Origin of the sequence: Paenibacillus sp. NPDC101420, assembly GCF_050277435.1 — a bacterium.
Classification (GTDB): domain Bacteria; phylum Bacillota; class Bacilli; order Paenibacillales; family Paenibacillaceae; genus Paenibacillus_AQ.
On the sequence record NZ_JBNNSE010000006.1, the window covers coordinates 168,694 to 194,477 of the forward strand.

Annotated in this window: 18 protein-coding genes; 10 read left to right on the forward strand and 8 right to left on the reverse strand. The window is 44.3% G+C overall.

Features of this window, described 5'->3' with window-relative positions; all coding sequences use genetic code 11:
* Window positions 1-54: 54 nt before the first annotated feature.
* The 3 genes from ACQKMP_RS23630 to ACQKMP_RS23640 all read right to left on the reverse strand — a co-directional run bounded on the left by ACQKMP_RS23630 (window position 55) and on the right by ACQKMP_RS23640 (window position 1,828).
* Entirely contained in the window at window positions 55-690 is a 636-nt protein-coding gene (locus ACQKMP_RS23630) for a polysaccharide deacetylase family protein (RefSeq protein WP_231573388.1), read from the reverse strand.
* Between the two features lie 166 nt (window positions 691-856).
* Window positions 857-1,480: a class F sortase gene (locus ACQKMP_RS23635; protein WP_379423301.1), complete on the reverse strand. Its 624-nt coding sequence runs from the start codon at window positions 1,478-1,480 to the stop codon at window positions 857-859.
* 42 nt (window positions 1,481-1,522) lie between these two features.
* Entirely contained in the window at window positions 1,523-1,828 is a 306-nt protein-coding gene (locus ACQKMP_RS23640; protein ID WP_052404166.1) for a hypothetical protein, read from the reverse strand.
* 188 nt (window positions 1,829-2,016) lie between these two features.
* Here ACQKMP_RS23640 and ACQKMP_RS23645 point away from each other — a divergent pair, with 188 nt between their 5' ends.
* Window positions 2,017-3,426: a deoxyguanosinetriphosphate triphosphohydrolase family protein gene (locus ACQKMP_RS23645; protein ID WP_379423299.1), complete on the forward strand. Its 1,410-nt coding sequence runs from the start codon at window positions 2,017-2,019 to the stop codon at window positions 3,424-3,426.
* A gap of 318 nt (window positions 3,427-3,744) precedes the next feature.
* Window positions 3,745-8,541 (forward strand): glycosyl hydrolase, encoded by a 4,797-nt coding sequence (locus ACQKMP_RS23650; RefSeq protein WP_427471320.1) that lies wholly within the window; start codon window positions 3,745-3,747, stop codon window positions 8,539-8,541.
* 96 nt (window positions 8,542-8,637) lie between these two features.
* Here the strand turns inward: ACQKMP_RS23650 and ACQKMP_RS23655 are convergent, their stop codons facing one another.
* On the reverse strand, window positions 8,638-9,033 hold the full coding sequence (locus ACQKMP_RS23655) for a GrpB family protein (RefSeq protein ID WP_339248433.1): 396 nt from the start codon (window positions 9,031-9,033) through the stop codon (window positions 8,638-8,640).
* Window positions 9,034-9,111: 78 nt separating this feature from the next.
* On the reverse strand, window positions 9,112-10,068 hold the full coding sequence (locus tag ACQKMP_RS23660; RefSeq protein WP_042185224.1) for a D-2-hydroxyacid dehydrogenase: 957 nt from the start codon (window positions 10,066-10,068) through the stop codon (window positions 9,112-9,114).
* A gap of 88 nt (window positions 10,069-10,156) precedes the next feature.
* On the opposite strand from ACQKMP_RS23660, the gene thpR reads away from it, so the two are divergent.
* The 3 genes from thpR to ACQKMP_RS23675 all read left to right on the forward strand — a co-directional run bounded on the left by thpR (window position 10,157) and on the right by ACQKMP_RS23675 (window position 12,485).
* Window positions 10,157-10,759 (forward strand): RNA 2',3'-cyclic phosphodiesterase, encoded by a 603-nt coding sequence (gene thpR / locus ACQKMP_RS23665; protein ID WP_379423294.1) that lies wholly within the window; start codon window positions 10,157-10,159, stop codon window positions 10,757-10,759.
* 77 nt (window positions 10,760-10,836) lie between these two features.
* Window positions 10,837-11,727, forward strand: a complete 891-nt coding sequence (locus ACQKMP_RS23670) for a cell wall hydrolase (RefSeq protein WP_042185228.1) — start codon at window positions 10,837-10,839, stop codon at window positions 11,725-11,727.
* A gap of 74 nt (window positions 11,728-11,801) precedes the next feature.
* Window positions 11,802-12,485 (forward strand): metal-dependent hydrolase, encoded by a 684-nt coding sequence (locus ACQKMP_RS23675; protein ID WP_339245178.1) that lies wholly within the window; start codon window positions 11,802-11,804, stop codon window positions 12,483-12,485.
* A 70-nt stretch (window positions 12,486-12,555) separates the two neighbouring features.
* On the opposite strand, the gene ACQKMP_RS23680 is transcribed toward ACQKMP_RS23675, so the two are convergent.
* Window positions 12,556-13,743 carry a UDP-N-acetylglucosamine--LPS N-acetylglucosamine transferase gene (locus tag ACQKMP_RS23680; RefSeq protein WP_042185232.1) on the reverse strand — a complete coding sequence of 396 codons (1,188 nt, stop codon included), beginning with the start codon at window positions 13,741-13,743 and terminating at the stop codon, window positions 12,556-12,558.
* 267 nt (window positions 13,744-14,010) lie between these two features.
* On the opposite strand from ACQKMP_RS23680, the gene ACQKMP_RS23685 reads away from it, so the two are divergent.
* The 5 genes from ACQKMP_RS23685 to ACQKMP_RS23705 all read left to right on the forward strand — a co-directional run bounded on the left by ACQKMP_RS23685 (window position 14,011) and on the right by ACQKMP_RS23705 (window position 24,014).
* On the forward strand, window positions 14,011-14,586 hold the full coding sequence (locus ACQKMP_RS23685) for a TetR/AcrR family transcriptional regulator (protein ID WP_179085738.1): 576 nt from the start codon (window positions 14,011-14,013) through the stop codon (window positions 14,584-14,586).
* A 203-nt stretch (window positions 14,587-14,789) separates the two neighbouring features.
* Window positions 14,790-17,144, forward strand: a complete 2,355-nt coding sequence (locus tag ACQKMP_RS23690; protein WP_042185237.1) for a YhgE/Pip domain-containing protein — start codon at window positions 14,790-14,792, stop codon at window positions 17,142-17,144.
* 364 nt (window positions 17,145-17,508) lie between these two features.
* Window positions 17,509-22,104: a glutamate synthase large subunit gene (gene gltB, locus ACQKMP_RS23695; RefSeq protein WP_427471325.1), complete on the forward strand. Its 4,596-nt coding sequence runs from the start codon at window positions 17,509-17,511 to the stop codon at window positions 22,102-22,104.
* A gap of 217 nt (window positions 22,105-22,321) precedes the next feature.
* Window positions 22,322-23,233, forward strand: coding sequence for an ABC transporter ATP-binding protein (locus ACQKMP_RS23700; RefSeq protein ID WP_379423584.1), 912 nt, complete (start codon window positions 22,322-22,324; stop codon window positions 23,231-23,233).
* Window positions 23,226-24,014: an ABC transporter permease gene (locus ACQKMP_RS23705; protein ID WP_427471327.1), complete on the forward strand. Its 789-nt coding sequence runs from the start codon at window positions 23,226-23,228 to the stop codon at window positions 24,012-24,014. The genes ACQKMP_RS23700 and ACQKMP_RS23705 overlap by 8 nt, the downstream gene beginning before the upstream one ends.
* Before the next feature lie 8 nt (window positions 24,015-24,022).
* On the opposite strand, the gene ACQKMP_RS23710 is transcribed toward ACQKMP_RS23705, so the two are convergent.
* Both ACQKMP_RS23710 and ACQKMP_RS23715 read right to left on the reverse strand, forming a co-directional pair.
* Window positions 24,023-24,472 carry a bactofilin family protein gene (locus tag ACQKMP_RS23710; protein ID WP_042185241.1) on the reverse strand — a complete coding sequence of 150 codons (450 nt, stop codon included), beginning with the start codon at window positions 24,470-24,472 and terminating at the stop codon, window positions 24,023-24,025.
* A gap of 40 nt (window positions 24,473-24,512) precedes the next feature.
* Entirely contained in the window at window positions 24,513-25,631 is a 1,119-nt protein-coding gene (locus tag ACQKMP_RS23715) for a peptidoglycan DD-metalloendopeptidase family protein (protein ID WP_256721598.1), read from the reverse strand.
* Window positions 25,632-25,784 lie beyond the last annotated feature (153 nt).

Genomic DNA, 25,784 nt, shown 5'->3' on the forward strand with positions numbered 1-25,784 from the left:
CAGAACTTCATAATAGGACAAGACTACCTTATTTTGAAGTCCTGTGCAATTAGGCTATTGTGCTTTACCTGCCTGCTGTGTATTGGATAATTTGATTAATTCTGAAACGGTGACAAATCGGAAACCTTGCTTTTCTAATTCCGGCAAAATAATTTTGAGCGCTTCTCTGGTTTGAGATTGTCCATGCACATGATCATGAAATAGGACGATATCACCATTATGTGCGTTTCGAATAACCTTGTTCGCGATACTCTGCACGCCAGGGCGATTCCAGTCACGTGTATCTTGATGCCAGGACCATAAAATAGGCTTTAGGCCCATGTTGTTTGAAGTATCAACTAGTGTCTCGTCATACATGCCACCCGGGGGTCTGAACAAAGCACTATGCTTTCCAGAAACCTTTATGATTTCTTCTTCGGTTAAATTAAGCTCCCGCTCAAACTGGGCTTTATTAATAGGTTTTCTAAAATAGACGTGATTGTAGGTATGGTTAGCTAATTCATGTCCTTCGGAAATGACTCGTTTCGCCACATCTGGATACGCTGCAATTCTTTTTCCTATGGCAAAGAAGGTGCATTTCGCATGATATTGACTCAATACCTTTAATATTTGATCGGTTTCAGAAGGGTCAGGACCGTCATCAAACGTTAATGCAATCACTTTTTGGTTAGTATGTACTTCCCAAATCATGTCTCCTCTTTTTTCGTAGTAGTCGCGGTTCTTGCTCGGGCTACCTAGAGCGGAGTTCGTGAAGCATAACAAGAGAGAGAGGGTAGTCATCATAATTTTGCTGCTAGTTTTCATGAATTCACCTATTTTTTTTATTTTAGAATGCTCCTTTGGAGGGTCAAAATATTCATAGTTTCAGTTTTGTAAAGACAATCAGCCTTTTTTCATGTTCTTTCTTCTTTCTGCTATATCTCCCTGTACAAGTAATAAGATTCATTCTGGCTTCAGCAGACTTTCCAAAAATTCGTTCCAAGGGTGCTTCAGCAGTGGTGAAGATTTCTACAGACTCTACAATATAAGTTAGTTTTCGCCCGTCCGCATTGGATACCGTTATTTCATCACCGTGCTTAAGCTTTTTGAGGTTGAAAAAAATAGCTGGACCAATATAACTATCCACATGCCCGTCTAAAATTACATTTCCCTTAGCACCTGGTAATATTCCTGGGTACAGAATTCCTGCAATATTGCTATCCTTAGGGACGTCCATTTGTCCATCTGGAAGCAATGTAACGGTCTCTATTTTGGCGCTTACTTTAATAGCTGGAATGCTAAGCTGAGTAGGCAGGATAGGTTTGGGTAATGATGGTTTAATATCGATCTTTTGAATAGCTTTAGTAGGAGTTATCGTTTCTTGCTGCTGTGTTTGTAGTGACTTCGTGTCTGGTCTGCTTTCCTGCGAATGTGAGTCAGTACAACTGGCAGTGGTTAAAGTGATGAAGGTTAATATAAATGAAGATATCCATTTTTTCATGTGTAAGAAAAGAAAGAGGGGATTCCCCCTCTTTCATCCTCCCTATTCAGTTTGTTCGCTAGCACCGCCATGGCCTGTTTTTGGCATTTTTGTTGCTTTCATGTGAATGCTCTTAGTGTTAATGCTTTTAGCCTTCATGCTCTTTGCATGAATTCCTTTAGTGGAGTGGCTCTTCATATGCATTTTCTTTTCATGCATTTTATGTTCTTTTTCTTTCTTCATTTTTTCAGCATGTACTTTTTTCTCATGTTTCGTTTCGGTTGGTGCAGCAGAAGCAGAAGCCGCAGAAGCAACGGATAGCATCAAGCAAGTGGATAAAAGAGCTACGGACAATTTCTTCATAATCATTTAGTGGATTCCTCCTAGATGTTTTTTGCCTACGAAGATTAATATCTCCATTTCAATTGCTTTTAGATTGGTGGATTGCTTCCAATGCAGTTTGGGATTGGGATAACGTTGTATTTTGATGTGAAAATTGTTATGAAAATGCCTTATAATGAAGTTCAATATATAGACATTTGGTTAGGGGTGGGAATATGACACTTATTGAAAAAAGAGAACACCGGCAATATCCGGAAATTACCCGCCTAGAAACGTCGAGAGCTGCTTATGAGCGTGATTATTCACGCTTGATTCATTCGCCTACTTTTCGTAGGCTGCAAGGCAAATCTCAAGTGTTCGGGGCTGGCACGGGTGATTATTACCGGACGCGTCTAACTCATTCACTTGAAGTCGCTCAGATTGCTCGTGAGGCAGCGAAAAGTCTGCTTAGATCTTATCCAGAGGTGGAGACAAGTAAAGCGGAGAACCCAGGACTTGTAATAGATCCAGAGGTTGTAGAATGCGCGGCCATTGCTCATGATTTTGGTCATCCTCCTTTCGGGCATAAAGGGGAAGAGGTACTAGATAACATTCTGGACCAGCTTATTGAAAAGAAGACGAATGAGGCTGCCCTGCTATCTGGAGCAACGGGTGCAGATAGGCTGCTCATTCATGAGCAGATGAAGCAGCGCTATGAGCACTTTGAAGGCAATGCTCATAATTATCGGCTGATTATGTTTCTGGAGAAGCGGGAGAACATTGATGGATTAAATCTGTCGGATGCAGTGCTTCTCGGAATTAATAAATATCCGTTTCCTGGCACCTCACTGAAGAAGGGGATGTACCTTCACGAATGGGCATATATTTCGGAGATTCGCAAAGAGTGGGGAATTCCTGCGGGTAAGAAAACGTTGGAAGCTCAGCTGATGGACCTTTGCGACGATATCGCTTATTCTGCACATGATTTGGAGGATGGAATTAAGGCTGGAAAGATTGAAGTGCATGAACACTTTATGCATGATTCCTATATTCAGCGGCTGATCGTAGAGAAAATTTCAACGTTAGAGGATTTCTTCTGGAAGGGTTGGGAGGAGGAAGGTATCCGTGCTAAGGTCGAAGAGGTGCTTAGTTCATTTCTTCGAGTATGGATGGAAAAGATGCCAACCTGCGAGAACGACTATTCCAGAACTCGGCGTGAAGTTAAGGCTTATTGGGTTAGCACCTTTGTCGCAAGTCTTGGGGTGATTCCTGATGGAGACTGGAAGAAGGTCACCTTTATAAAAGAAGGAAAAGAAGATGAGGATATGCTACGGACCGTAAGTGTGCTGAAGAGCTTCGCTTGGGTTACGATGATTCGTGATTTACGAGTACAGCGGCTTCAGAAACGTAGTGAATGGATTCTGCGCCGTCTATGGGGAGCTTTTCTTGATCCGCAGACATCCAAAGCCATTATTCCATCGGACTGGCTGCAACGCTTTGAGAAGGATCAGAAACAAGCGAATCCTATTTGGACGTGGGAACATATGGTGATTGATTATATCGCAGGGATGACGGATGCCTTTGCTGAGAAAATATACAATGAGCTATACGGGTTGAAAGTCGGATCGATTTATGACTTGGATTAGATAAAACAGAAGATTAAGTTAAGGCCAGCCTCCAATCCATTGGAGACTGGCCTTTTGTTTTTTTTTTATAGAACGGGGAATATTTTGTTAGTATTTTGTTATTATTAATCTGACTAAATTTATGCTTGTTGACCCTGATATTCAGTGTTTTTTATAACAAAATAGCTATTTATAAAAATAAGTTATTGTTTGTATGCTATTTTGATGCTAATATAATAACTAAATTGTTATTGGGAATAAATGGGGAGGTTGATAAAGAAGTCGAATCTTCTGCTTGAGTAATAATGAAAACCTTTACAAAACGGGAGGGTAAAACGAATGAAGAAGTTCAAAAAAAGCTTTGCTCTATTTCTTACAGCAGTAATGCTTGTTACAATGGCTGTGCCTGCGCTAGCTAACGGAAAAACAAATGAAAACCTCAAGGCGCACTGGGCTGGAGAAAGTGTAGAGAAGTGGCAGGGTAATGGTGTTATTCAAGGTTATCCGGACGGCTCTTTTAAGCCGGATCATAAAGTAACGCGTGCTGAGCTTGTAAGTATTATTAATAAGCTATTTGGATTTAGCACTCTTACGGAAATGTCATTCTCGGATGTACCTGCTAAAGCTTGGTATGCAAGCGCTTTATCTATAGCGAAGCAAGCTGGCTATTACAAAGGTTTTCCTGATAATAAAGCGAAAGCGGATACTGAAGTAACTCGTCAAGATGCTGCAACATTAATTGCTTCTGTTTTTTCATTGGAGCCAGGCACTAAAGCGAGTGCCTTTACAGACCAAGCATCCATCAGCGCTTACGCTAAAGAGGCTACCCTAGCATTGAGTGGAATTCTATCCGGTTATCCAGATGGTACATTTCGTCCGAACGACCCAATTACAAGGGCGGAGGTAGTCACTATCGTTGACAGATTGATTAGCGGCTACTACAACACAGCCGGTACATTCACTGGGGGAGATATCCATGGGAATATTGTCATTAACCAAAGTGGGGTTGAACTAAAGAATGTAGCTGCATCAGGCAACCTTTATTTTACCTCCGGTATTGGTGATGGTGAGGGTGTCTTGGAGAATGCAACAGTACAAGGTAATGTGCTTATATCTGGTGGCGGCGAGCATTCGATTCATTTAAAAAATTCTAAATTCGCTGTTGTAAAAGTGAATCGTCCTGAAGGAAAAGTTCGGGTCGTTATAGAGGATCGTACGGTCATCACTCAACTGACTATTGATAGTGCTTCTATTATAGAAGTAGGCTCAGGTTCTACAATCGATCAGCTTGTGATTGGTAACGGTGCAACGGGAACGTTGATTACAACAAAGGGTACCATTAGCAAGCTTGTAGTAAGTGCTTCCTCTGTAGTCTTAAATGGAGTGACTATAGTAGAAGGAACATACACTGTGAAGGATGGAGTTCTTGTAGGACAGGGAACAAGTGCACCGGCGCCTGGGGGCTCAGGTGGTACTAGTGTAGAGCCTACAGCAACGCCAGTACCGACGGCTACTCCGGAACCTACAGCAACGGCTGCTCCAACGGCAACACCAGAAGCTGGGGTTCATATCGTTGACGTAGATGCATCGGCTGCTACCAAATCGTTATTTGCTTATCTGGATAGCATGAGCGGCAAACAAGTTATGTTCGGTCATCAGCATGATACTACCGTCTCTTTTGCCGGAAAGGATAAGAACGGAAATGTTATTTCTGACGTATACAGCTCCACTGGTGATTATCCTGGGGTTTTTGGTTGGGACACCCTTAGTTTAGATGGATATGAGAATCCTCCTGGAGTTAGCGGAGATTATGAAGCGAGTAGATTAGGATTATCCGCTGCCATGAAGCAGGCTCATGATTTGGGTGGTATTGTAACGCTAAGTACACATCCGTACAATTTTGTTACGGGTGGAAGCTTTAACGATACAGGGAATTCCAAAGGAGCAACGCGCTCGGTAGTATCACGTATTTTGCCGGGCGGAGATAAGAATGGAGAGTTTAATAAATATCTAGATCGCATCTCTGATTTTGCGAACAATCTTAAGGATGACGATGGCAACCTGATTCCAGTTCTGTTCCGTCCTTTCCACGAACAAAATGGAGGTTGGTTCTGGTGGGGTGCGGCTACAACGACAAAGAGTGAATACGCGGAACTGTACAGATATACAGTTGAATACCTACGTGATGTTAAAGGCGTTCATAACTTCCTTTATGTATTCTCACCAAACGGATCTTTTAATGGAAATGAAAGTGAATATTTAACGACTTATCCAGGTGATCAATTTGTTGATATTCTTGGAATGGATCAGTATGACAACAAGGAGAATGCGGGTTCGGAGGCTTTCCTGGGTGGTCTTGTTAAAGACCTTAAGATGATTTCTCAGCTTGCTCAAGACAAAGGTAAGATTGTTACCCTATCTGAGTATGGTTATAGTGCTGCTGGTATGAAAACAACAGGCAATAATGAGCTGGAATGGTTCACTAAAGTATTGAATGCGATCAAGGCTGACCCTGATGCAGCAAAAATATCTTATATGCTGACTTGGGCGAACTTTGGTGAAGGTAATAATTTGTATGTTCCTTATAAGAATGTTCCTAATAAAGCAGATCATGAGTTGCTTCCTGATTTTGTGAATTTTTATAAAGATGATTTCACGGCTTTTGCGAGTGATGTGAAAGAAGATAATAAGTACAATCTCGAGGTTGAAGTGGCAGGAAAGAAACCTTTCCTCCACATTGTAACTCCGAATAATATCAGTACAGTAACAGATGCCGTGACCATCATTCGGGCCAAGGTACTCAATGCAGTGCCTAGCAAAGTGACCTATACTGTGGGTGATTCTGGAGTAGAAGTGGAAATGACGCTCGGTACAGACGGCTACTATAGCGCTTCATGGCAGCCAGACGCTAGTCTGAATGGCAGTTCAGCAGAGATTACAGTGAGGGCATATGGAACTGGAGATGCTACACTTGCACAGACTAATTCTGTATTCTTAAAAATCAATGAAGCGCCAATAAAGGTACTTACTTTTGATACTGACAAGGATTTGGAGCAAATCCAAAACAATGGTACTTGGTCAGGGCTCGCCAATAACGCAGAGACGATCAAGACGGTCTTGCAGCATGCGTCACTAGATGCTAACGGTAAGCTTGTTATTAACATTACTGAAGGGCTGTCTGCTGAGGATACTTGGCAGGAATTGAAGCTGCAATTGAATGATCTTGCATTGGATGGAGTGGATCTGTCTCAAGTTACACGTGTGAAGTTCTCCGTGTTAATTCCGGAGGCTGCTCAGAATGAGGCTAACAATGCTGCGGTACGCAGTGTCATTCAGTTGCCACCAGATTGGGATACAAAGTATGGCATGGACTCATCCTATAAATCTTTGTCCGATCTTGAGAAAGTTAACGTGGGTGGATCACAATATTATAAATTTGATGTTTCGATTGATCTGGATAATGCTGCTAAATCAGCCGAAGCCAATGGTCTAGCGATATCTCTGGTTGGCAGTGGTTTGGAAGTGAAAGGTGAATTGCCAATCTATTTAGATAATATCGGTCTTTATAATACGTATACTGCACCTGTTGCTGACAAAGCACTGGTAGATAATTTTGAATCTTATGGCTCAAGCGATGAAGCACTGGTAGCCAAATATCCTAAGGCTGGCGGAGATGATGTGAGCGTATCTTTAAGCTCCGAGCATAAGGCATCCGGGGATTACGGAATGAAACTGCACTATACGATTAATAATGCAGGTTATACCGGAGTAGGTAAAAGTCTGGTTTCGCTGGACTGGTCCGACTATAATGCACTCAGTATGTGGGTAGCTTCCGATGGAGACAACGCTTATGCTGAGAAAGGTGAGCCACTTAAGCTAGTGGTGCAGCTTGTCATTGATGGAGGATATTTCGAAGCCTATCCGGTCATTAATCCAGACAAGAACGGTAAAATAGTATTAAGTTTGAAGAATTTGACGGAGATGAGCTGGGGAAAAGCCGGAGAGCTTACACAGGAAAGATTGAAGCAAGTTCAGAGCTTTAATTTGTATGTGAATGCGATGGACGGACAGAGCCACGAAGGTTCGCTCTACTTTGACGATATTCAAGCGGTCTATGACGGGACACTTCCGGATATGTCGGAAGAAGGAAATGGAGGTTCCCAGGGACATGAGCCTGGCGTGTTGTACGCCTTCGCTACAGAAGCTGATATTGCAGGATGGGCTACAACCAACGGTTCGTCTGCCAACGCTCAACCTCCAGTATTTGATGCCAATGAAGAAGCGGCAAGTGTGCAATTTGATTTGATTAATACTGGCAATGATACAAATGGCAGCTCCAAAGAATCCTTCGAACTTGCTATTAATCCTGAGAAGCTGAATATTACAGGGCTGGATACGATCAGCGCTAAGGTTAAGCTCTCGAGTGGTGCAGCTAAAGCACGTCTATTCATCAAGACAGGTGCGGACTGGAAATGGAGCGACAGCGGTGATCCTGTGCCTGTAGATTCTAACGGTTATACGACCTTATCTATTTCCCTGCCTACTGCAGCAGCAGGGGTGGGCGTAGATTTGGCTGCTGTAAAGACGATTGGGATTAAAATTGAGGATGTTTCCAATGATGGAGGAACTGCGAAGCTTTATTTGAAGGAAGTATCTCTGGAGAAAGCTGTCCCGGATGTTCACTATGGCTTCGAGACGGGGAATGACGGTTGGGCTATCAATTCTGGTACAGCCACAGTATCTTCTGATGTATATGCTGAAGGTAATCAATCTTTGAAGCTTGATTTCGCATGGAATGGAGAGGATAAAGATCCTTTTATAGCAGCATCAAAAGTAGCTGCACTTGATCTGAGCTCATTCTCCAAGCTTACTGCTAAAGTTAGAATCGTCTCTGACCAGCCTGATGTTCAAGCGAAGCTGTTTCTTCAATTAGGTGGCTATGCAGTATGGGTAGATTCGGGTGCGAAGATAGCTGCTCAGGATGGATTCACGGAGTTCACGATTGATCTCAGCAACAATTCCATTCTATCGCCTGAGAATTTGAAGAAAGTAGATGCCATTGGGATTCAGTTTGTTACACCTTCTACGGCTGGAACCGCTACAGCTTATATTGACGAGATCATAGCTTCTAATTAAGCGCGCTGCGATCCAGGTTTGAAATAAGGGTCCCTGCATGTCCATTAGGATTGCCTAATAGATATGCAGGGACTATTTTGTATGATCAGTTTATAGTTAAAGATTTGAATAGTATTCAAGCGCTGTTCTTTCTAGTTCGGTGACAAATGCTTCTTTCCCATCCATATAAGCTTCAATGTCCTTCGGAAATTGATTCGCAAGATCCTCTTTTAGATTACCGTATTGTTCTGCTGCCTCGTCACTCATACCGAACTCGCCCATACATTCGTAACCGAGCTCTGTCATTTGCGCGTTGAAGTCATCAATGACTTCGATATTTCGTACAACAGGCATCATATCAATGATTGGTTTAGCTTTTAGCCCAGGAACAGAAGTGCTGCCAATATGGTGAATATCAATAAGTGCATCAGCGAAGATCTCTTTAATCTTACGAGATCCTTCTTGGAAGATAAGATTCCATTCCTCATTGTATTGTGTGACAGTAACATCTATTTCGCAAACCTCTCTTTATGCTTGATTCCTGGATTTTTTTATTATAGAACAAGTGTTCTTAATAATCAAATACTAAATTTAATATTGGCGGGCATAATCAACGAGATTTAGGGATGGAGTGCCAGTAGATAAATAGGAATTTATATTTTCGGTAAAAATATTTACGATTCGATTAGCGTATTGATCGGTTATGCCAGCAGAATGAGGAGTGATGACTACCTGTTCCATAGTCCAAAGTGGATGATCCTGCGGGAGGGGCTCGGTTTCGAATACATCCAATCCCGCACCACGAAGCTGACCGCGATTCAGTGCGTGGATTAGAGCCTCAGTATCAGTAGTTGCTCCACGTCCAACGTTAATGTAATAGGAGCCTTGTTTAAAGGCAGAGAAGATTGCAGTATTAAATAATTGCTTAGTTTCATCGGTGATAGGGAGAATATTGATGATGAAGTCGCCTTGGCTCACAGCTTCTGGCAGATGGTCAGTGGTATATACTTGATCAAAATCAGCGAGTGGCTTGCCTGAGCGACTTACTCCGATCGTCTTCATCCGGAAAGCTTTAGCGATTCTGGCAGTTTCGCTGCCGATGGCTCCAGTTCCAACAATAACGGCTGTCTTTCCGAACAATTCACTCTCACTTCCGTCAGAATTCCAGTAGCGGTTCATCTGATTGCGAACGGCTGTATGCAAATTACGTGTGAAGAGAAGCATGAAGCCAAAGATTACCGCAGAAATAGGCTCGGCATGCACTCCGCTCCCACTAGTCAATAGGATTCCACGTTCCTTAAAACGCTCTAACGGGAGCTTCTCAATTCCAGCAGACCAGGATTGGACCCAGCGAAGGGGCGAATCTGGACGAAGAAGCGTATCGGCGATGCCTTTAGCCCAGCCGATTACGATTTCAGCATCAGCTAGCAGCTGTAAATCCGGATTTTTGCCGTCACCTTGTATGAATGTATAACCGGGGGCTGCTGCTTTGATTCTTTCTTGTTGCTCGGCTGTCAGTGGTTGTAGACATACTATGGACTTAGTCATGATGTATTCCTCCTGCTCTAAGGTTTGATGAAAATGGATAATGTTATAGGATAAGGATACCAAATCTATAGGAGAAGGTGAAATTGATATGGATGCTAACGTGTCGGATAAAGATTCAGAACGATTATTTATTGCTGTGAAATTACCCGCAGAACTTGGGCAAGTTGTGGCGGAAGAGTGCTCTAACCTATCTCAAAAGTTTCATTTTGCAAAATGGACTCATCCAGAGGATTATCATATTACCCTGCAATTTTTAGGAGACACCCCAAAGACGAAAATCCCGGATTTAATCATGTCGTTGAAGCAGATGTCAGAGCAATGCCGCCCCTTCAAACTATCCTTAGACAAATGGAATACATTTGGTCTGCCAAAGGCTCCAAAAGTTTTATGGGCAGGGGTTTCTGGCGAACTAGAAGAGCTGAATTTACTGGCTGCGAGAGTACACACTGCTACACTTCCTTTAGGTTTTTCGGCCGAATCCAGGGAGTACAAACCACATCTCACAGTGGCTCGAAAGTACCTTGGAAAAATTTCATTTGATGATAAATTGCTGGAAAATTTACTGAAATTGGATGATGAAAAAAGATCAAAAATCTTTCATAGAGACTGGACGATTGATAGTTTTGTGTTGTATGCTACCAGAATGTATGCCATTCCTATGTATGAAATGATTGAAAATATTACATTTTAAAATCGGTATTTAAGTTTTCAAAGCTTCCGTTTTCGGTTACATACAATAGGAATGTGCCGTGAAATAGGAGGAATATCATGTTAATCTTTAAACAAAACCGCTGTATCGCGTTGCTTGTTGGCGTTATACTAGTGTGTTTCTCTGCCATAAGCTTAATGCAGCCTAATCAGGTTGCCGAGGGGAAAATAGATAATCTGCAGATGGATAAGCTGCAATCCACCAGCCGAGCATCAGTAATTAATTATTTGCAAGAAGAATCAAAATCTAGTAAGACGAGGGGCTCTACAAAAGTTTCACAAATGAATAAGCTTTACAGCACAGTTAACCTGTTCAGTTCCACTTGGAAACCAGAGCAGAGTGTGGAATGGCTTAGTAAGAATAAAATAAAGCCACAAAATACATCGCAGGCTTCCATAGTTCGGGTAAAGGCTGATGTGGCACAATCTAATTCAGCTGCGCAGAAAGCGACAGCGAAAAAGAGCGCTCAGACTGTGGTTAAGACAGTCTCGGCATCTCAGAAAAATCCCCTCACAACATTATACTTCTCTCGGACCGAGCTATTAAGCCAGGAGCAGCAAAGTAAAGCAACCCGGCGCTACGCAGTATCCGAAGAAGAACTGCTTCTGCTACAAAAAATTGTAATGGCAGAGGCGGAAGGTGAACCGTACCAGGGCAAGGTGGCAGTTGCCAACGTTGTTCTGAATAGGCTACGGTCAGCCAATTTCCCCGACACGATATATAAGGTCATTTATCAAAAGCATCAATTCAGTCCTGTAGCTAACGGGCGTCTTAAACGTGTCAAGCCTAATGATGATAGTATTAAAGCGGTGAACGCAGCGCTCTCTGGGGTGAAGGAAGTTCCCGATAGTACTTATTTTTTCCTATCGCTTAAGCTTGCGCAGGATCTTACCGTACATCATTCGCAGGAGTATGTGAAGACCATTGGTAATCATACGTTTTATAAATAATTGACCTTATCTGTGAACCTCAGCTATTTATAGGGTAAACTAGACTATATAACCCTGGAGGTGGAAGAATTGTCATGAAGATCACTTATTACGGACACTCAGCGCTGCTGGTAGAAACAGAGCAAGCGAAAGTTATTATTGACCCTTTTTTGTCAGGAAATCCGAACTCCGGTATTTCACCTGATGACATTACTGTAGATGCTGTCCTGCTGACTCACGGTCACTCGGATCATTTAGGTGATGCTGTGCAAATTGCCAAACAGAATGATTGTCCGATCTTTGCTGTTTTTGAGCTTGCAGAATACTGCCGAATGAAGGGTGCCAAGGTTAAACATATGAATATAGGCGGCAGTCATATTTATGATGCTATTACCGTTAAATATACTCAGGCGTTTCATTCCTCATCGATTCAGGAAGGCGACGTTTGGATTTATGCTGGACAACCCGCAGGTATTTTATTGACGATTGAGGGGAAGACGTTATTCCATGCAGGTGATACCGCACTATTCAGCGATCTGCGTCTGATTGGTGAAAGAACTGCGATTGATTTGGCGGCTCTGCCAATTGGCGATATGCTGACCATGGGACCGGATGATGCGCTCCTTGCTGCGCGCTGGCTTCAAGCGGACAAGGTCATACCACTTCATTACAATACATTCCCGGATATTGCTCAGGATGCTATGGATTTCTGTAATCGTCTGCGACAAGAGGGGATAGAGGGATTCCCGCTTAAAGCTGGTGAAAGTATAGAAATTTAATAAATCCTGATTACATGTCTATACAAAAAAAGCAGATAGCCGGGAATTTCCCCTGACTACCTGCTTTTCTTTATGGTGTAATGCACACAGGCTCTTCGCCTCGGGCTTGAGATCTTGCTCCTCTGATATCGGCTGTTTTGTCTGCGGGGTTGCCTAACATCTGCAGAACGGTAGTCGCGCAACTTTGCGGTTGATGTTTATCAGGGGCTAGACGGCGTTTACGCTGTTCTTCGAGAACAGAATACTCACGGAGCATCATAGAGAACCATTTATTCACTACCTCACAGTCAAGTACCTCTGCTAGCCCTAGCTCTACGAAATATTGGCAGTTTTTCTCTTCCTGACCTGGAATAGCTTTATAGAAGAGCATTGGGATTCCCTTAGCCTGACCTTCGGTACAGGTCATACCGCCAGGCTTTGTGATTAGAAGGTCGGAAGCATCCATAAGTTTATTGATTTCACTGGTATATCCAAGAATCCTGACGTTAGGATGATTAAGCCTTGGATTGGACTTCATTTTGGTTATAAGCTTCTCGTTACTGCCCATACAGAAGATGAGTTGGATGTTATCCATTCTGGCTGTGAGTGAATTCATAATCTCTTTGCCGAACATCAGTCCCCAGCCTCCACCCATGATGAGTACAGTAGGGATATCGGCTAGACCTAGTTCCTTGCGGAGCAGCGTCTTGTTGGACCGTTCCCAGAACTTCGGATGGACAGGTATGCCGGTGACCGTTACAAGCTCAGGAGCAATCCCTCGGCCTGTTAGAATAGATTTTACACGTGGGGTAGAGACGAGATATCGGTTGACCTCGGAATTTACCCAGCTACCATGTGCATCATAATCTGTAATTAACGTATACAGCGGGACCTCCAATCCACGACGCTTTAGTCTGGAAATGACAGCGGCCGGAATGGGGTGTGTGCAAATAATCAAATCAGGCTTTAGCTGCTCGATTACTTGAGAGGCATGTGTATAAAAAATCCGGTGAAGTGCCATCTTAGTCAACGGGTTCAATGATTTATGATATTGTGTCTTATACATCATGCCGACCAGCTTAGGCTGGCTGCTAACTGTTTTTCGGTAAGCGGAAAGAATCCATGGGGCGACCATCGGGTTAAGAAATTTACCTAGCTCGATGACTCGGCACTGGACATCCGGATTCAGCAGCTTTATTCCTTCGGCCAGAGCATAGGCTGCTCCTGTGTGGCCCGTACCGAAGCCTTCCGAAAACAGCAGTACTCTTTTCTTTCGCATAAGTTCACCTGCTACTTTCCTTTTCAATAGAAATGCGGAATTTCTTCTTAAATAGATGAGGGAAAACTGTTCTCTACTCACATTATACAAATAAGACGTAAATAGAAAGTTAAAACCCTGCAATAAATAAAAAAATAAAAGATTTTCTAAAGTATTGCAAACTGCAAAGCTACATGTTAAAGTAATGAATGACCAATTGACCGGATTAGTAAAGTGGTCAGATAGTCAGCGGTAATGATATTTTCTGGAGAAAGGAAGTGGGCACAGGTGGCAGTGGTGGATCGAAGACAGCAGGTGCTTCAGGCCGCAGCAAAATCATTTTCATTATTCGGCTATAAGGCGACTACCATGGATCAGGTTGCTAAGATCGCAAATGTCGGGAAAGGAACCATCTACACCTTTTTTACAAACAAAGAGCAATTGTTTGATGAGATCCTGCGCGATATGATGGTAGAAATGAAGATGATTGCTGATCGCGAGATCAGGCGAGACAGACCTTTCTTTGATAACCTGCATCGTGTGCTGGATGCCCTGCTGGAATTTCGAAGTGAGCAGGAGCTATTCATCAAGCTTTCCCAGGAGAGTCGCGAATTCGGAACGCCGCAGGCAGGAGAAGGGCTCGAGAAGATCGAGAACTTAGTTTTAGAATATTTAGAACGGGAGGTGCAACAAGCCCTTGAAAAGGGAGAAATCAAACCTTGCGATCCTAAAATCGTATCTGTAGTCATGTTCAGGCTATATATTGTATTGACTGCTGAACTGAATAAAACACATACTCCCTTGGACAAGGAACAGATCAAGATGTACTTTCATTTGTTTCTCGCCGAAGGACTGGCACAGTAAGCGTTGATTCAGGATAGGGATGGCGTGATCAGATTGCTTTCCCTTAACAATTTCCAAGCTGTTTTAGGCATTGAAGAAGAGCCGAAAGGCGTTTTTTTATCCCCTAAATTGACCAGATGGGGAAAACGGTCACCTAGTGTTACGTAATATTTCGCAAACAAAGCATTTTAAAGAGAGCATAAGCTCATAAGGAGAGAACCAGAATGAAATCATTATCCGTATTTACCAAGGATCTTGGCGCAGCACTGAGAAATCCAAAGGTGCTGATTCCGATGATTGCCATCCTATTTATTCCGGTGATGTATAGCGGATTCTTCCTAAAGGCATTCTGGGATCCGTATGGCAAGATGAATGAGTTACCGGTTGCTGTTGTCAACCAAGACGTCGGTGCTAATTATGAAGGAAAACAACTTCAGGCCGGAGATGATCTGGTTGAAGAGCTTAAGGTAACCGATGGCTTTCAATGGAACTTTGTTTCACTAGAAGAAGCGCAAGCAGGAATGAAGGACAATACCTATTATATGGCGATTATTGTTCCAGAAGACTTCTCTGCTAAAGCAACAACGCTTTTGGATGATGAACCACAACCGGCAAAAATTATTTATGAGCCAAATGAAGGCTACAACTTCCTGGCCGGACAGATCGGTGGAACGGCTGTATCAGAAATTAAATCTAAAGTATCCGCTAAGGTAACAGAGGCTTATGTGGAGTCTGTATTCAATCAGATTACAGAAGTTTCTGATGGATTGGGCGAGGCGGGAGATGGAGCTTCCAAGATCGCAGATGGCGCTGGTAAGCTAGATGACGGAGCCTTGAAGCTGAAAGATAATCTTCTTGTACTGACAGATGGTACAGGTAAACTTCAAAATGGTGTAGAACCACTTACTAAAGGTGTGTCTGATTTAAATTCAGGTGCTACTGCAATTCAAACGGGTTCTAGCACTTTGGCAGGCGGTTTGCAACAATTGTCGGCTGCTCATACACAGCTTCAAGATGGCGTTGCACAAAGCGCTGCCGGCAGTAAACAGCTTAGTGACGGCTTGAAGCAAGCTGTAACAGGTGCCACACAGCTTCAAGCAGGTACGAAGTCTGCTGTAGATGGTACTACTAAATTACAAGCAGGAACACAATCTTTAGTTGACGGCAGCGCGAAGCTGGAAGCAGGTCTAACCTCTTCCGTGGATGGCAGCGCGAAGCTGGAGGCAGGCTTGCAGGCTTCCGCAGAAGGTAGCACAAAGGTTACTGAGGGCGCTAAAGCGGTCGCTCAAGGCTTGCAGCAATTGGCACAGGCTAGTCCTGAGTTGGCACAGAATCCGGCCGTACAGAAGCTCCTAGCAGCTAGTGCAGCTGTTGCACAAGGTAGTGAGCAACTGCAACAAAGTCAAGAGCAGCTGGCACAGGGTGCTACTGCACTCCACAGTGGGCAAGAGCAACTGGCACAAGGTGCAACTCAACTGCACTCAGGTTCACAGCAGGTAGCTGCTGGTGTAACTCAGTTGCATGATGGAGCACAGCAATTAAATGCTGGTAGCACACAGCTTTTGACAGGACAGCAAAAACTGGCACAAGGCGCATCTGCACTTGTAACAGGTGGCAATAAGCTGAATGCAGGGATGCAACAATTTGGTGCGAAGCTTAAAGAAGCTGCAGCTGGAGGCAGCAAGCTGGCTGAAGGCGGTAAAGCGCTTGGCGATGGTACCTCAAAACTGCTAAGTGGTGTAGGCGAACTAGGTTCCGGTATCAGTGCTGTAGCAGATGGTTCGAAAAAACTGGCTGACGGTGCAGGCGAGCTGAAAGATGGTATGGATGATCTGAAATCTGGATCAACAGAACTGGCAACTAAGCTTAGCGATGCTGCTGAAAAAACAGGCAGCGTGAATAAGTCAGATAAAATGATGGAAATGTTCGCACAACCGGTTGTGATTGAGGATCAAGTTGTAAATCATGTACCAAACTACGGAACAGGGTTTGCTCCTTACTTCTTATCTCTTGGTTTGTTCGTAGGTGCACTGATTTCTACAATTGTTATTCCAATGCGTGAATCAGCTGTAATAGGCGCAAGCCGTATGAATCGTTTTATCAGCCGTACGCTTACGTTCTCAATCATGAGCTTTATCCAGTCTATGCTGGCTGCTGTGGTTGTATTGTACGGACTTGGACTAGAAGTACAAAGTGTACCGCTATTCTTCCTATTTACATTCTTGACTAGTCTAGTTTACACATGGGTAGTTCAATCCATTGTTACTTGGTTGGATCAACCGGGACGTTTTGTTGTTATCGTTATTCTTATTTTCCAATTAACAACTAGTGCCGGAACATTCCCACTTGAATTGATCCCGAACTGGATGAAATTCTTTAACCCACTGCTTCCTATGACTTACACAGTTAGTGGTCTTAAATCAGTAATTTCTACAGGGGACTTCAGTGCAATGTGGAGTGACGTAGGTGTTCTTGCAATCTTCGGTCTTGGGTTCCTTGCTCTTACTTTCGCTTACTTCATGACCCGCAGTCGGGACAATGAAGCTGGAATGAACAGTGAACAAGCTATGACTGTATAATTTGAAAAAAAGTAATTAAAAAGCGTCTCCTCCGGGAGGCGCTTTTTTTTGAGTTTAAATCATAGAACCCTTTTTCTTGCAAACATTCAAGGGTGATGAAAATTCTTGAAACGCTTTCATTGCATAAGTTCTTATGCGTCATTTATGCATAATTATACATAGATGAGTTTTTTTAAACTTTTGTCCACTAAAGCTGTGTCGCAAAAAGAAATGTTAATCAGCATCATAAAAAAGTTTAAATTGCGCTGTTGTCACCCCGGTGATAAAATAATAGCACTAATCTGGCTTGAATAATTATTAAAATTTTAATCTGAAAAATTTTCCAAAGATTACGCCATACTTTATAATAGAAAGGTTGCGTTCGATGAGACACACTGAACTGCCCGGAAAACAGGGCCTGTATGATCCCCAGTTCGAAAAAGATGCTTGCGGCATGGGATTTGTAGCCCATATTAAAGGCAAACCGTCCCATGATATTGTTAGTAACGCTTTAACAATGCTCTTTAATATGGAGCATCGTGGCGGACAAGGTAGCGAACCCAACTCTGGTGACGGAGCAGGTATCATGCTTCAAATTCCGCACCGTTTCTTTGCTAGTGAAGCCCAGAAGCTTGGCTTCGCTTTGCCGGAACAAGGCCATTATGGCGTAGGCATGATTTTTCTATCTCATAACGAGAAAGTTCGGGCTCAACATGAGGCTCTCTTAAGCAAAATTATTGCTGAAGAAGGTCAGGAAGTACTCGGCTATCGTGATGTACCTACCTATGATGAAATGCTTGGCAAAACCGCGAAGGCTGCAAAGCCTTTTGTGCGCCAAGTGTTTATCGGTCGCTCGGCCTCTGTTACGAACGAATTGTCTTTTGAGCGTAAGCTTTATGTCATCCGCAAACGTGCAGAGCTTGCGATTCGCTACGGTGGTGTAGAAGAGGCTGAAGCCTTCTATATCCCAAGCTTGTCATGTCGTAAGATCGTGTACAAAGGCATGCTGACTACAGAACAAGTCGGACAATTCTACCTGGATTTGCAGAACGAAGAGCTGGAATCAGCAATCGCGTTAGTTCACTCCCGTTTCAGTACGAATACCTTCCCAAGCTGGGAACGTGCGCATCCCTACCGCTTTATGATCCACAATGGTGAGATCAATACCTTGCGCGGAAATGTGAACTGGATGCATGCTCGCCAGTCGCTGTTCAAGAGTGAAGTGTTCGGCGAAGATCTGAGTAAGATCAAACCTGTTATAAACCCGGATGGATCGGACACTGCAATGTTCGATAATACCTTTGAGTTTCTTTATTTGAGCGGACGCTCCTTGACACAAGTAGCCATGATGATGGTTCCTGAACCATGGAGCAATCATGACAGTATGGACGCCGACAAGAAAGCTTTTTACGAATACCACAGCACTTTGATGGAACCATGGGACGGACCTGCTGCAATGGGCTTTACAGATGGTGTGCAAATCGGCGCTATTCTGGATCGTAACGGCTTGCGCCCTGCTCGTTATTATGTAACAAAGGACGACATGATTATTCTATCCTCCGAAGCGGGTGTACTGGACATTCCAGCAGAGGACATCTTATATAAAGACCGCCTGAAGCCTGGACGCATGCTGCTCGTGGATACGAAGGAAGGCCGTATTATCTCCGATGAGGAAGTCAAATCGGCTATCGCCACTGAGAAGCCTTACCGCCAGTGGCTGGATGAGCATTTGATCAGTCTCGAAGAGCTTCCAGATGCGCCTGAGCTACCAAATCCTAAGCATGACAATGTGCAGCAGCTGCAGCAAGCGTTCGGCTATACTTTTGAGGACTTGCGCAAGGTGCTTGAACCAATGGCATCTACTGGCGCTGAAGCTGTAGGTTCCATGGGTTATGATGCGCCGCTCGCTGTGCTTTCAGACCGTCCGCAGCGTCTATATAACTATTTCAAACAAATGTTTGCTCAGGTAACGAATCCACCAATCGATGCTATTCGCGAAGAGCTGGTTACCTCTACTACGACTACAATTGGACCAGAGCGTAACTTGCTTAAACCAGAACCAGAAAGCTGTCGCCAAATCTCGCTGCACACACCGATTCTTTCGAATGAAGACTTTGCTAAAATTCGTCATGTTCGTCGTGCAGGCTTCAAGTCGATGTCTATTCCGATTCTTTTCCCAGCTGAGCTCGGAGCAGAAGGAATGCGTATCGCACTTGAGCGTATGAACGAGGCTGCTGATCGCGTTATGGCTAAAGGTCATAACATTCTGATTCTGACGGACCGCGGTGTGGACCGTGAGAATGCTGCGATTCCTGCTCTACTTGCGGTATCGAGCTTGCATCACCATCTGATCCGGCAAGGAACACGGACAAAAGTTAGTATTTTGCTTGAATCCGGTGAACCTCGTGAAGTCCATCATTATGCACTTCTGCTTGGTTATGGTGTGAGTGCAGTCAATCCGTATCTGGCCTTTGAAAGCTTGGATGATATGATCGGCCAAGGCTTACTGCGGGGAATCTCGCATGAGAAGGCTGTGAAGAACTATATTAAAGCTGCGACTAAGAGCGTAGTTAAGATTCTTTCCAAAATGGGGATTTCGACTATTCAATCCTACCGGGGCGCGCAGATCTTTGAAGCTGTGGGTCTGAACTCGGAATTCGTGGATCGTTACTTTACTTGGACACCTTCCCGCATTGGCGGTATTGGTCTGGAGGAAGTAGCAACCGAGGCACTTATCCATCATAACCGTGCTTTCACGGAAAAAGACGGAAATGATAAAGTGCTTGATTCCGGTGGTGATTATCAATGGCGAAACGATGGGGAAGATCATTTGTTCAACCCACAGACCATTCATCTGCTTCAGCACTCCGTGCGTAGTGGAGATTATAAGATGTACAAGAAATATGCTGCACTTGTTCAAGGTGAAAGTGAGAAGCATCTGACGATTCGTTCCTTATTACAGTTCAAGTCAGCTTATGAACCGATTCCATTAGAAGAAGTAGAGCCAGTGGAGTCCATTATGAAACGGTTCAAGACGGGTGCGATGTCCTTTGGTTCCATTAGTAAGGAAGCGCATGAGACCCTCGCTATTGCAATGAACCGGATCGGTGGTAAGAGTAATACTGGTGAGGGCGGAGAAGATCCAGCCCGCTATATCCCGGACAGCAACGGCGATTCCCGTCGCAGTGCGATTAAACAGGTAGCTTCCGGACGTTTTGGAGTTACATCTAACTACCTTGTTAACGCTGATGAGATCCAGATTAAGATGGCTCAGGGTGCTAAACCAGGGGAAGGCGGACAGCTTCCAGGACGTAAAGTTTATCCATGGGTGGCTGAAGTGCGCGGTTCAACAGCTGGTGTGGGCTTGATTTCACCTCCGCCGCATCATGATATTTATTCGATTGAGGATTTGGCAGAGCTGATCTACGATCTGAAGAATGCCAATCCACGTGCAAACATTAATGTTAAGCTCGTCTCTGAAGTCGGAGTAGGTACGATTGCTGCTGGCGTAGCCAAAGGGCGCGCTGATATTATCCTGGTAAGTGGCTATGACGGGGGTACAGGTGCATCTCCGATGAACTCCATTCGTCATGCAGGTCTTCCATGGGAACTTGGCTTGGCCGAAACGCATCAGACGTTGATGCTGAACAATCTGCGTGACCGCGTTGTACTGGAAACAGACGGAAAAATGCTTAGCGGACGCGATCTAGCCGTAGCTGTATTACTAGGTGCTGAAGAGTATGGCTTCGCTACTGCTCCGTTAGTAGCTGTGGGTTGTATCATGATGCGTGTCTGCCAAATGGATACTTGTCCGGTTGGTGTAGCGACACAAAATCCAGATCTTCGTAAGAACTTTACGGGTGATCCACAGCATGTAGTTAACTTTATGACCTTTGTGGCACAGGATTTACGCGAAATTATGGCGAGTCTTGGCTTCCGTACGATTCAAGAGATGGTTGGCCGTACAGATTGCTTAGACGCTGCTCAAGCTTCGCAGCATTGGAAGAAGAAGGGCGTAGATTTGAGTAGTCTGCTGCATGTACCGGAAATGCCAGAGGGAAGCACACGCTTCTGCAGTAAACGTCAGAATCATGGTCTGGAAGAGACGCTTGATGTCTCTAAACTGCTGGATCTGGCTGCACCTGCACTGGAATCAGGAACGGCTGTAGAAGCATCGTTACCGATTACGAACGTTAATCGTGCCGTTGGAACCATCCTTGGTAGCGAGCTGACACGTAAATACGGGGCAGCCGGCTTGCCTGATGATACGATTCGTCTTCATTTCACCGGTTCTGCTGGTCAAAGCTTAGGTGCATTCGTGCCTAAGGGGATCACACTTACGGTGGAAGGCGATTCCAATGACTACGTTGGTAAGGGACTTTCGGGTGGTAAGATTATTATTAAACCATCTCCAAAAGCTACCTTTGCAGCTGAGGACAATATCATTATCGGAAATACTGCATTTTACGGAGCAACAGCTGGAGAAGCTTATATCAACGGTATCGCCGGTGAACGCTTTGCCGTTCGTAATTCTGGAGCGAAGGTTGTAGTAGAAGGTGTGGGTGACCACGGTTGTGAATACATGACTGGAGGCCGTGTGGTTGTTCTTGGTGAAACAGGCCGTAACTTTGCGGCAGGAATGTCAGGTGGTATCGCTTATGTTTACGATCCAGAGAGATCCTTCATCGGCCGCTGCAATCTTGAGATGGTACTTCTCGAGAGAGTGGAAGAGCCAGAAGAGATCGAAGAGCTTCGCGAGCTGATTAGCCGTCATGTAGAGCTTACAGGCAGTAAGGCGGGAGCGCGGGTATTGGATAAGTGGGCAGATAGCTTGCCGAAGTTTGTTCGTGTCATTCCGAAGGATTACAAACGGATGATGGAGCAGATTCGCAAAGTGGAGCAAACCGGATTGACCGGCGAGGCTGCTTTGATGGCTGCATTTGAAGCGAATATGCGCGAGCTTGCACGTGTAGGTGGCTAAATACCTGCATTCTGAAAAAACAGGTAATATTGAATGAAGTGATATAAGGGACTTGGACTCTTTCGTTTGCGGGAGGCCAGGTCCCTTTTTGTTCAAATCGAATCGAATCCTCGGTCTAAACAACGTTAGACTGTTTCTTTTTTGTAATTTTCTGAAAAAAACTGTATGGTAAACTTGTTTGTAAATGAAAGGAAGTGATACTGTGTCAAATACAGAAATGCTGTATGAACCTGTTGCCCGTCTGCAGGGAGTTACCAAGAAAATAGGCTCTAAGACGCTGGTGAGCAATTTAACGCTGGATATCCCACCGGGTCAAATATTCGGGTTTTTGGGACCAAACGGAGCAGGGAAGACGACAACAATACGAATGATGGTGGGGTTAATTTCCATTAGCAGTGGGGATGTCCTGATTAGTGGTCATAGTATTAAAAATAATTATAAAGAGGCTATTGCAAGTGTTGGGGCTATTGTAGAAAATCCTGAAATGTACAAGTTTCTGTCTGGGTATCAGAATCTTAGACAATTTGCACGGATGGTACCGGGAGTCAGTAAGCAGCGGATTGATGAGGTTGTGGAGCTGGTCGGGCTTGGTCAAAGAATTCATGACAAAGTGAAGACTTATTCCCTAGGTATGCGTCAGAGACTTGGAGTAGCTCAGGCGCTACTAAACCGACCAAAGCTACTGGTTCTAGATGAGCCAACCAATGGGCTTGATCCACAAGGCATACGTGAGCTTCGTGACTATCTGCGCCTACTCTGTCGTGAAGAAGGAACAACCGTATTTGTCTCCAGCCATTTACTTTCCGAAATGGAGCTCATGTGTGACAGTGTAGCCATTATTCAGAATGGGCAACTGCTTGAGGTAAAACAGCTAAAAGAGGTAGGCAATGTTACAATGCCTATCGGAGAAACCTTGTTTGAGGTTGACGATGCCGAAGCTGCACTTGCTCTCATTGGACAAGGAACTATAAAGAGCGGTGGGCTTGTAGTTGAGGCGGCACGTGAAGAAATTGCTGAGTTTAATGCCAGACTAGTGGCTGGTGGGATTAAAGTGTACAGTATCAAATCACTTGCCCGTACGCTAGAGGATCAATTCTTAGAGGTTACAGGAGGTGAAGGAATTGAGTAATTTTACAGCGTTGATACATAATGAGAATATCAAGATATATAGTCGTGCTCGCACATGGATTATGCTGATTATTCTAGCAGTGTTTAGTGCGTTTCTTCCGGCTCTTATGTATTTCACAACGGATAACCCTGCATCACGCTTAGGCGTTTGGGACAGTTTCCAAATGATAGTGAGTGTTGTATTCTTCCTGAATACGATCTTCGTTGTTGTTATAGCCGCTGACTCCGTAGCGGGCGAATTTACCTGGGGAACCATCAAAATGCTGCTGATTCGCCCGTGGAGCCGTTCCCAGATCTTACTCTCGAAATACATTAGCATTGTGTTGTTTGGCTTGCTTTGTACTGCAGTATTGATTGTTTTTGGTTTAGCTTCATCGTTTATTTTCGCCTCACCAACTGGAGACACACTGTCTTCGATTACAGCTTGGAGTCCTGCAGAGTATTCCTTTATAGATCTCCTATGCCGCTATGTCACTCTTTTCTTGACGGTTACGCTTGCTTTTATGATCTCTTCCGTATTCCGTGCAAGTGGATTGGCGATAGGGTTATCTATGTTTATCATGTTTGCCCAAGGTATTTTCGCTGCTTTACTTAATCCGGATGTGTTCGAATGGGCCAGATATTTAATTTTCACTCATATGGATCTAAGGGTCTACATGGGATCTGATATTGGTCCAGGTGGTGCTACACTAGGCTTCTCCATTGCTGTGCTGGCAGTGTATTATGTTATATTCTTAGCAGTTTCCTGGTTTGTCTTCCGTAAACGGGACGTTGCTGGATAAAAATAGGATTAACCGGCTTCAAGCGTTTCTTCTGCTTTGGAGGAACGTTTTGCTGTCTTGTCCTTTTTCGTATTACTTTTGAGCTCACCTGCTTGTTCAGAGGTGGGCTGTTCTTGCATGGCGATGGACCCATTAAGCAGGCTGCCTTCCATAATACTGAGTGCTCCTGCAGAAATATTACCGTGCAGCTCGCCAGTACCGGTCATAATGAGCCTACGGTCTGCGGTAACATCTCCATATACTTTACCAGCGATAACGATCTCTTCTGCTCTAATACTGGAGCGCACCGTGCCTTCCTCACCTACAGTGACAACACCACTGCATATAATTTCTCCGCTAAAGGTACCTTCAATCCTCAGGTTCGTATCGCAATGTACTTTACCCTCGAGCGTACCCCCATGCCCAATCAGAGAGTCAGTAGACTTGATAGTGGCACGCTGCTGCCGCTTATTCCACATGTATAAATTCCTCCTATTTCATATATTTTTACATTAACGTTTAGGGTTTAACATAATCCAATGGATCCACAGTTTTATTCTGCTTCACTACCTGGAAATGAAGATGAGGTCCTGTGCTTCGACCAGTGTTTCCAAGCAAGCCGATCTTCTGCCCCTTATTAACCTTGTCTCCCGCAGATACATTCATTGCCTGCAGATGCATATACCAGGTTTCAAGCCCGTTCGAATGCTTGATCACGACATACTTGCCTCTCGCACCCATCTGCTCGGAGGTAACGACCTCCCCGTCTAAGGCGGCATATACAGGATCGCCTAAGTTCCCAGCAATATCGACACCTGAATGGAACGCGGATAAGCCTTTGAAAGGATCTGTTCGGTAGCCGAAGCTTGAGGAGATGACCCTAGAATCGGTAGGCCAGAGTACCGCTGCATTTAGTCTGGCTTTTTCAGCTTGAGCTTTTTTTGCCTGCTGATTTGCTTGAACGTTATTCGCATGCTCCGCCAGAGTGATAGTTTGAGTAATACTTTCCACCATTTCATCGAGCATACCGTGGATCTCTTCGAAATCGTCTTTTGTTTCCTCCACTAGATTCAGCGATTCGTTCTGATAAGACGCGATATATTCTCCGCCTACCTGTGATGTGATTGTAGCTTTAAAAGATGTCTCATTTGGGATTGGCACAGCGTTACGGCTCGATAAGCCTAAGGTTGAGTTTGAAGCGGTTGATCCCGTTTTTGATTCTTTTGTTTCAGCGGCGGAGCCTTTGCTTTTGTTAATCAAAGACTGCAACTCCTGTTCCAGCGCATTTACACTCTTCAGCTTGTCTTTAATATTATCTGCCTCTTCTGATAGCTCGCTGACTTGAGTACGAAGCTGCATTAGATCCTTATCCTTGTCAGCGACCTTCATTTCCATGCGGAGATTGGTTAGTGATAGTGCGGCTGCCTCAGCTTCCAGTTGTGAGATCGACTGCGAGGCATGGAAATGCATAGAGGTGACCAGACTGGAGAGGGACAGGGCTGCTGCTGCCGGCAGGGCGAACGCAAGTGGCTTGGAGATCTGGAGTTGTTTGACTGGGCGTCCGGCATCCCTTACGACGAGCAGCGTAATCCGGTTATGATCTGGCTGACTCTTCATGGCTTCTCCTTTCTGCGGCATATGGCAGCCGCCTTACGATACACGAAGCTAACGACCTTACTTGCATTAGGCTCATCCCGAATTGTCTTACTACTCTATGTATTCCATATCTTTCAGGAACATGACAACGGTTTGTTTGAATAAAGAAAGAGAGTTACGGCAAAACCAGTAATA

Bases quoted from the DNA above. Each gene is read 5' to 3' on its own strand.
- ACQKMP_RS23675 (WP_339245178.1), top strand. From the start codon at position 11,802: ATGAAGATCACTTATTACGGACACTCAGCGCTGCTGGTAGAAACAGAG.
- gltB (WP_427471325.1), top strand. From the start codon at position 17,509: ATGAGACACACTGAACTGCCCGGAAAACAGGGCCTGTATGATCCCCAG.
- ACQKMP_RS23680 (WP_042185232.1), bottom strand. From the start codon at position 13,743: ATGCGAAAGAAAAGAGTACTGCTGTTTTCGGAAGGCTTCGGTACGGGC.
- ACQKMP_RS23660 (WP_042185224.1), bottom strand. From the start codon at position 10,068: ATGACTAAGTCCATAGTATGTCTACAACCACTGACAGCCGAGCAACAA.
- ACQKMP_RS23700 (WP_379423584.1), top strand. From the start codon at position 22,322: ATGCTGTATGAACCTGTTGCCCGTCTGCAGGGAGTTACCAAGAAAATA.
- thpR (WP_379423294.1), top strand. From the start codon at position 10,157: ATGGATGCTAACGTGTCGGATAAAGATTCAGAACGATTATTTATTGCT.
- ACQKMP_RS23640 (WP_052404166.1), bottom strand. From the start codon at position 1,828: ATGATTATGAAGAAATTGTCCGTAGCTCTTTTATCCACTTGCTTGATG.
- ACQKMP_RS23690 (WP_042185237.1), top strand. From the start codon at position 14,790: ATGAAATCATTATCCGTATTTACCAAGGATCTTGGCGCAGCACTGAGA.
- ACQKMP_RS23715 (WP_256721598.1), bottom strand. From the start codon at position 25,631: ATGCCGCAGAAAGGAGAAGCCATGAAGAGTCAGCCAGATCATAACCGG.
- ACQKMP_RS23670 (WP_042185228.1), top strand. From the start codon at position 10,837: ATGTTAATCTTTAAACAAAACCGCTGTATCGCGTTGCTTGTTGGCGTT.
- ACQKMP_RS23645 (WP_379423299.1), top strand. From the start codon at position 2,017: ATGACACTTATTGAAAAAAGAGAACACCGGCAATATCCGGAAATTACC.
- ACQKMP_RS23630 (WP_231573388.1), bottom strand. From the start codon at position 690: ATGATTTGGGAAGTACATACTAACCAAAAAGTGATTGCATTAACGTTT.
- ACQKMP_RS23650 (WP_427471320.1), top strand. From the start codon at position 3,745: ATGAAGAAGTTCAAAAAAAGCTTTGCTCTATTTCTTACAGCAGTAATG.
- ACQKMP_RS23635 (WP_379423301.1), bottom strand. From the start codon at position 1,480: ATGAAAAAATGGATATCTTCATTTATATTAACCTTCATCACTTTAACC.
- ACQKMP_RS23710 (WP_042185241.1), bottom strand. From the start codon at position 24,472: ATGTGGAATAAGCGGCAGCAGCGTGCCACTATCAAGTCTACTGACTCT.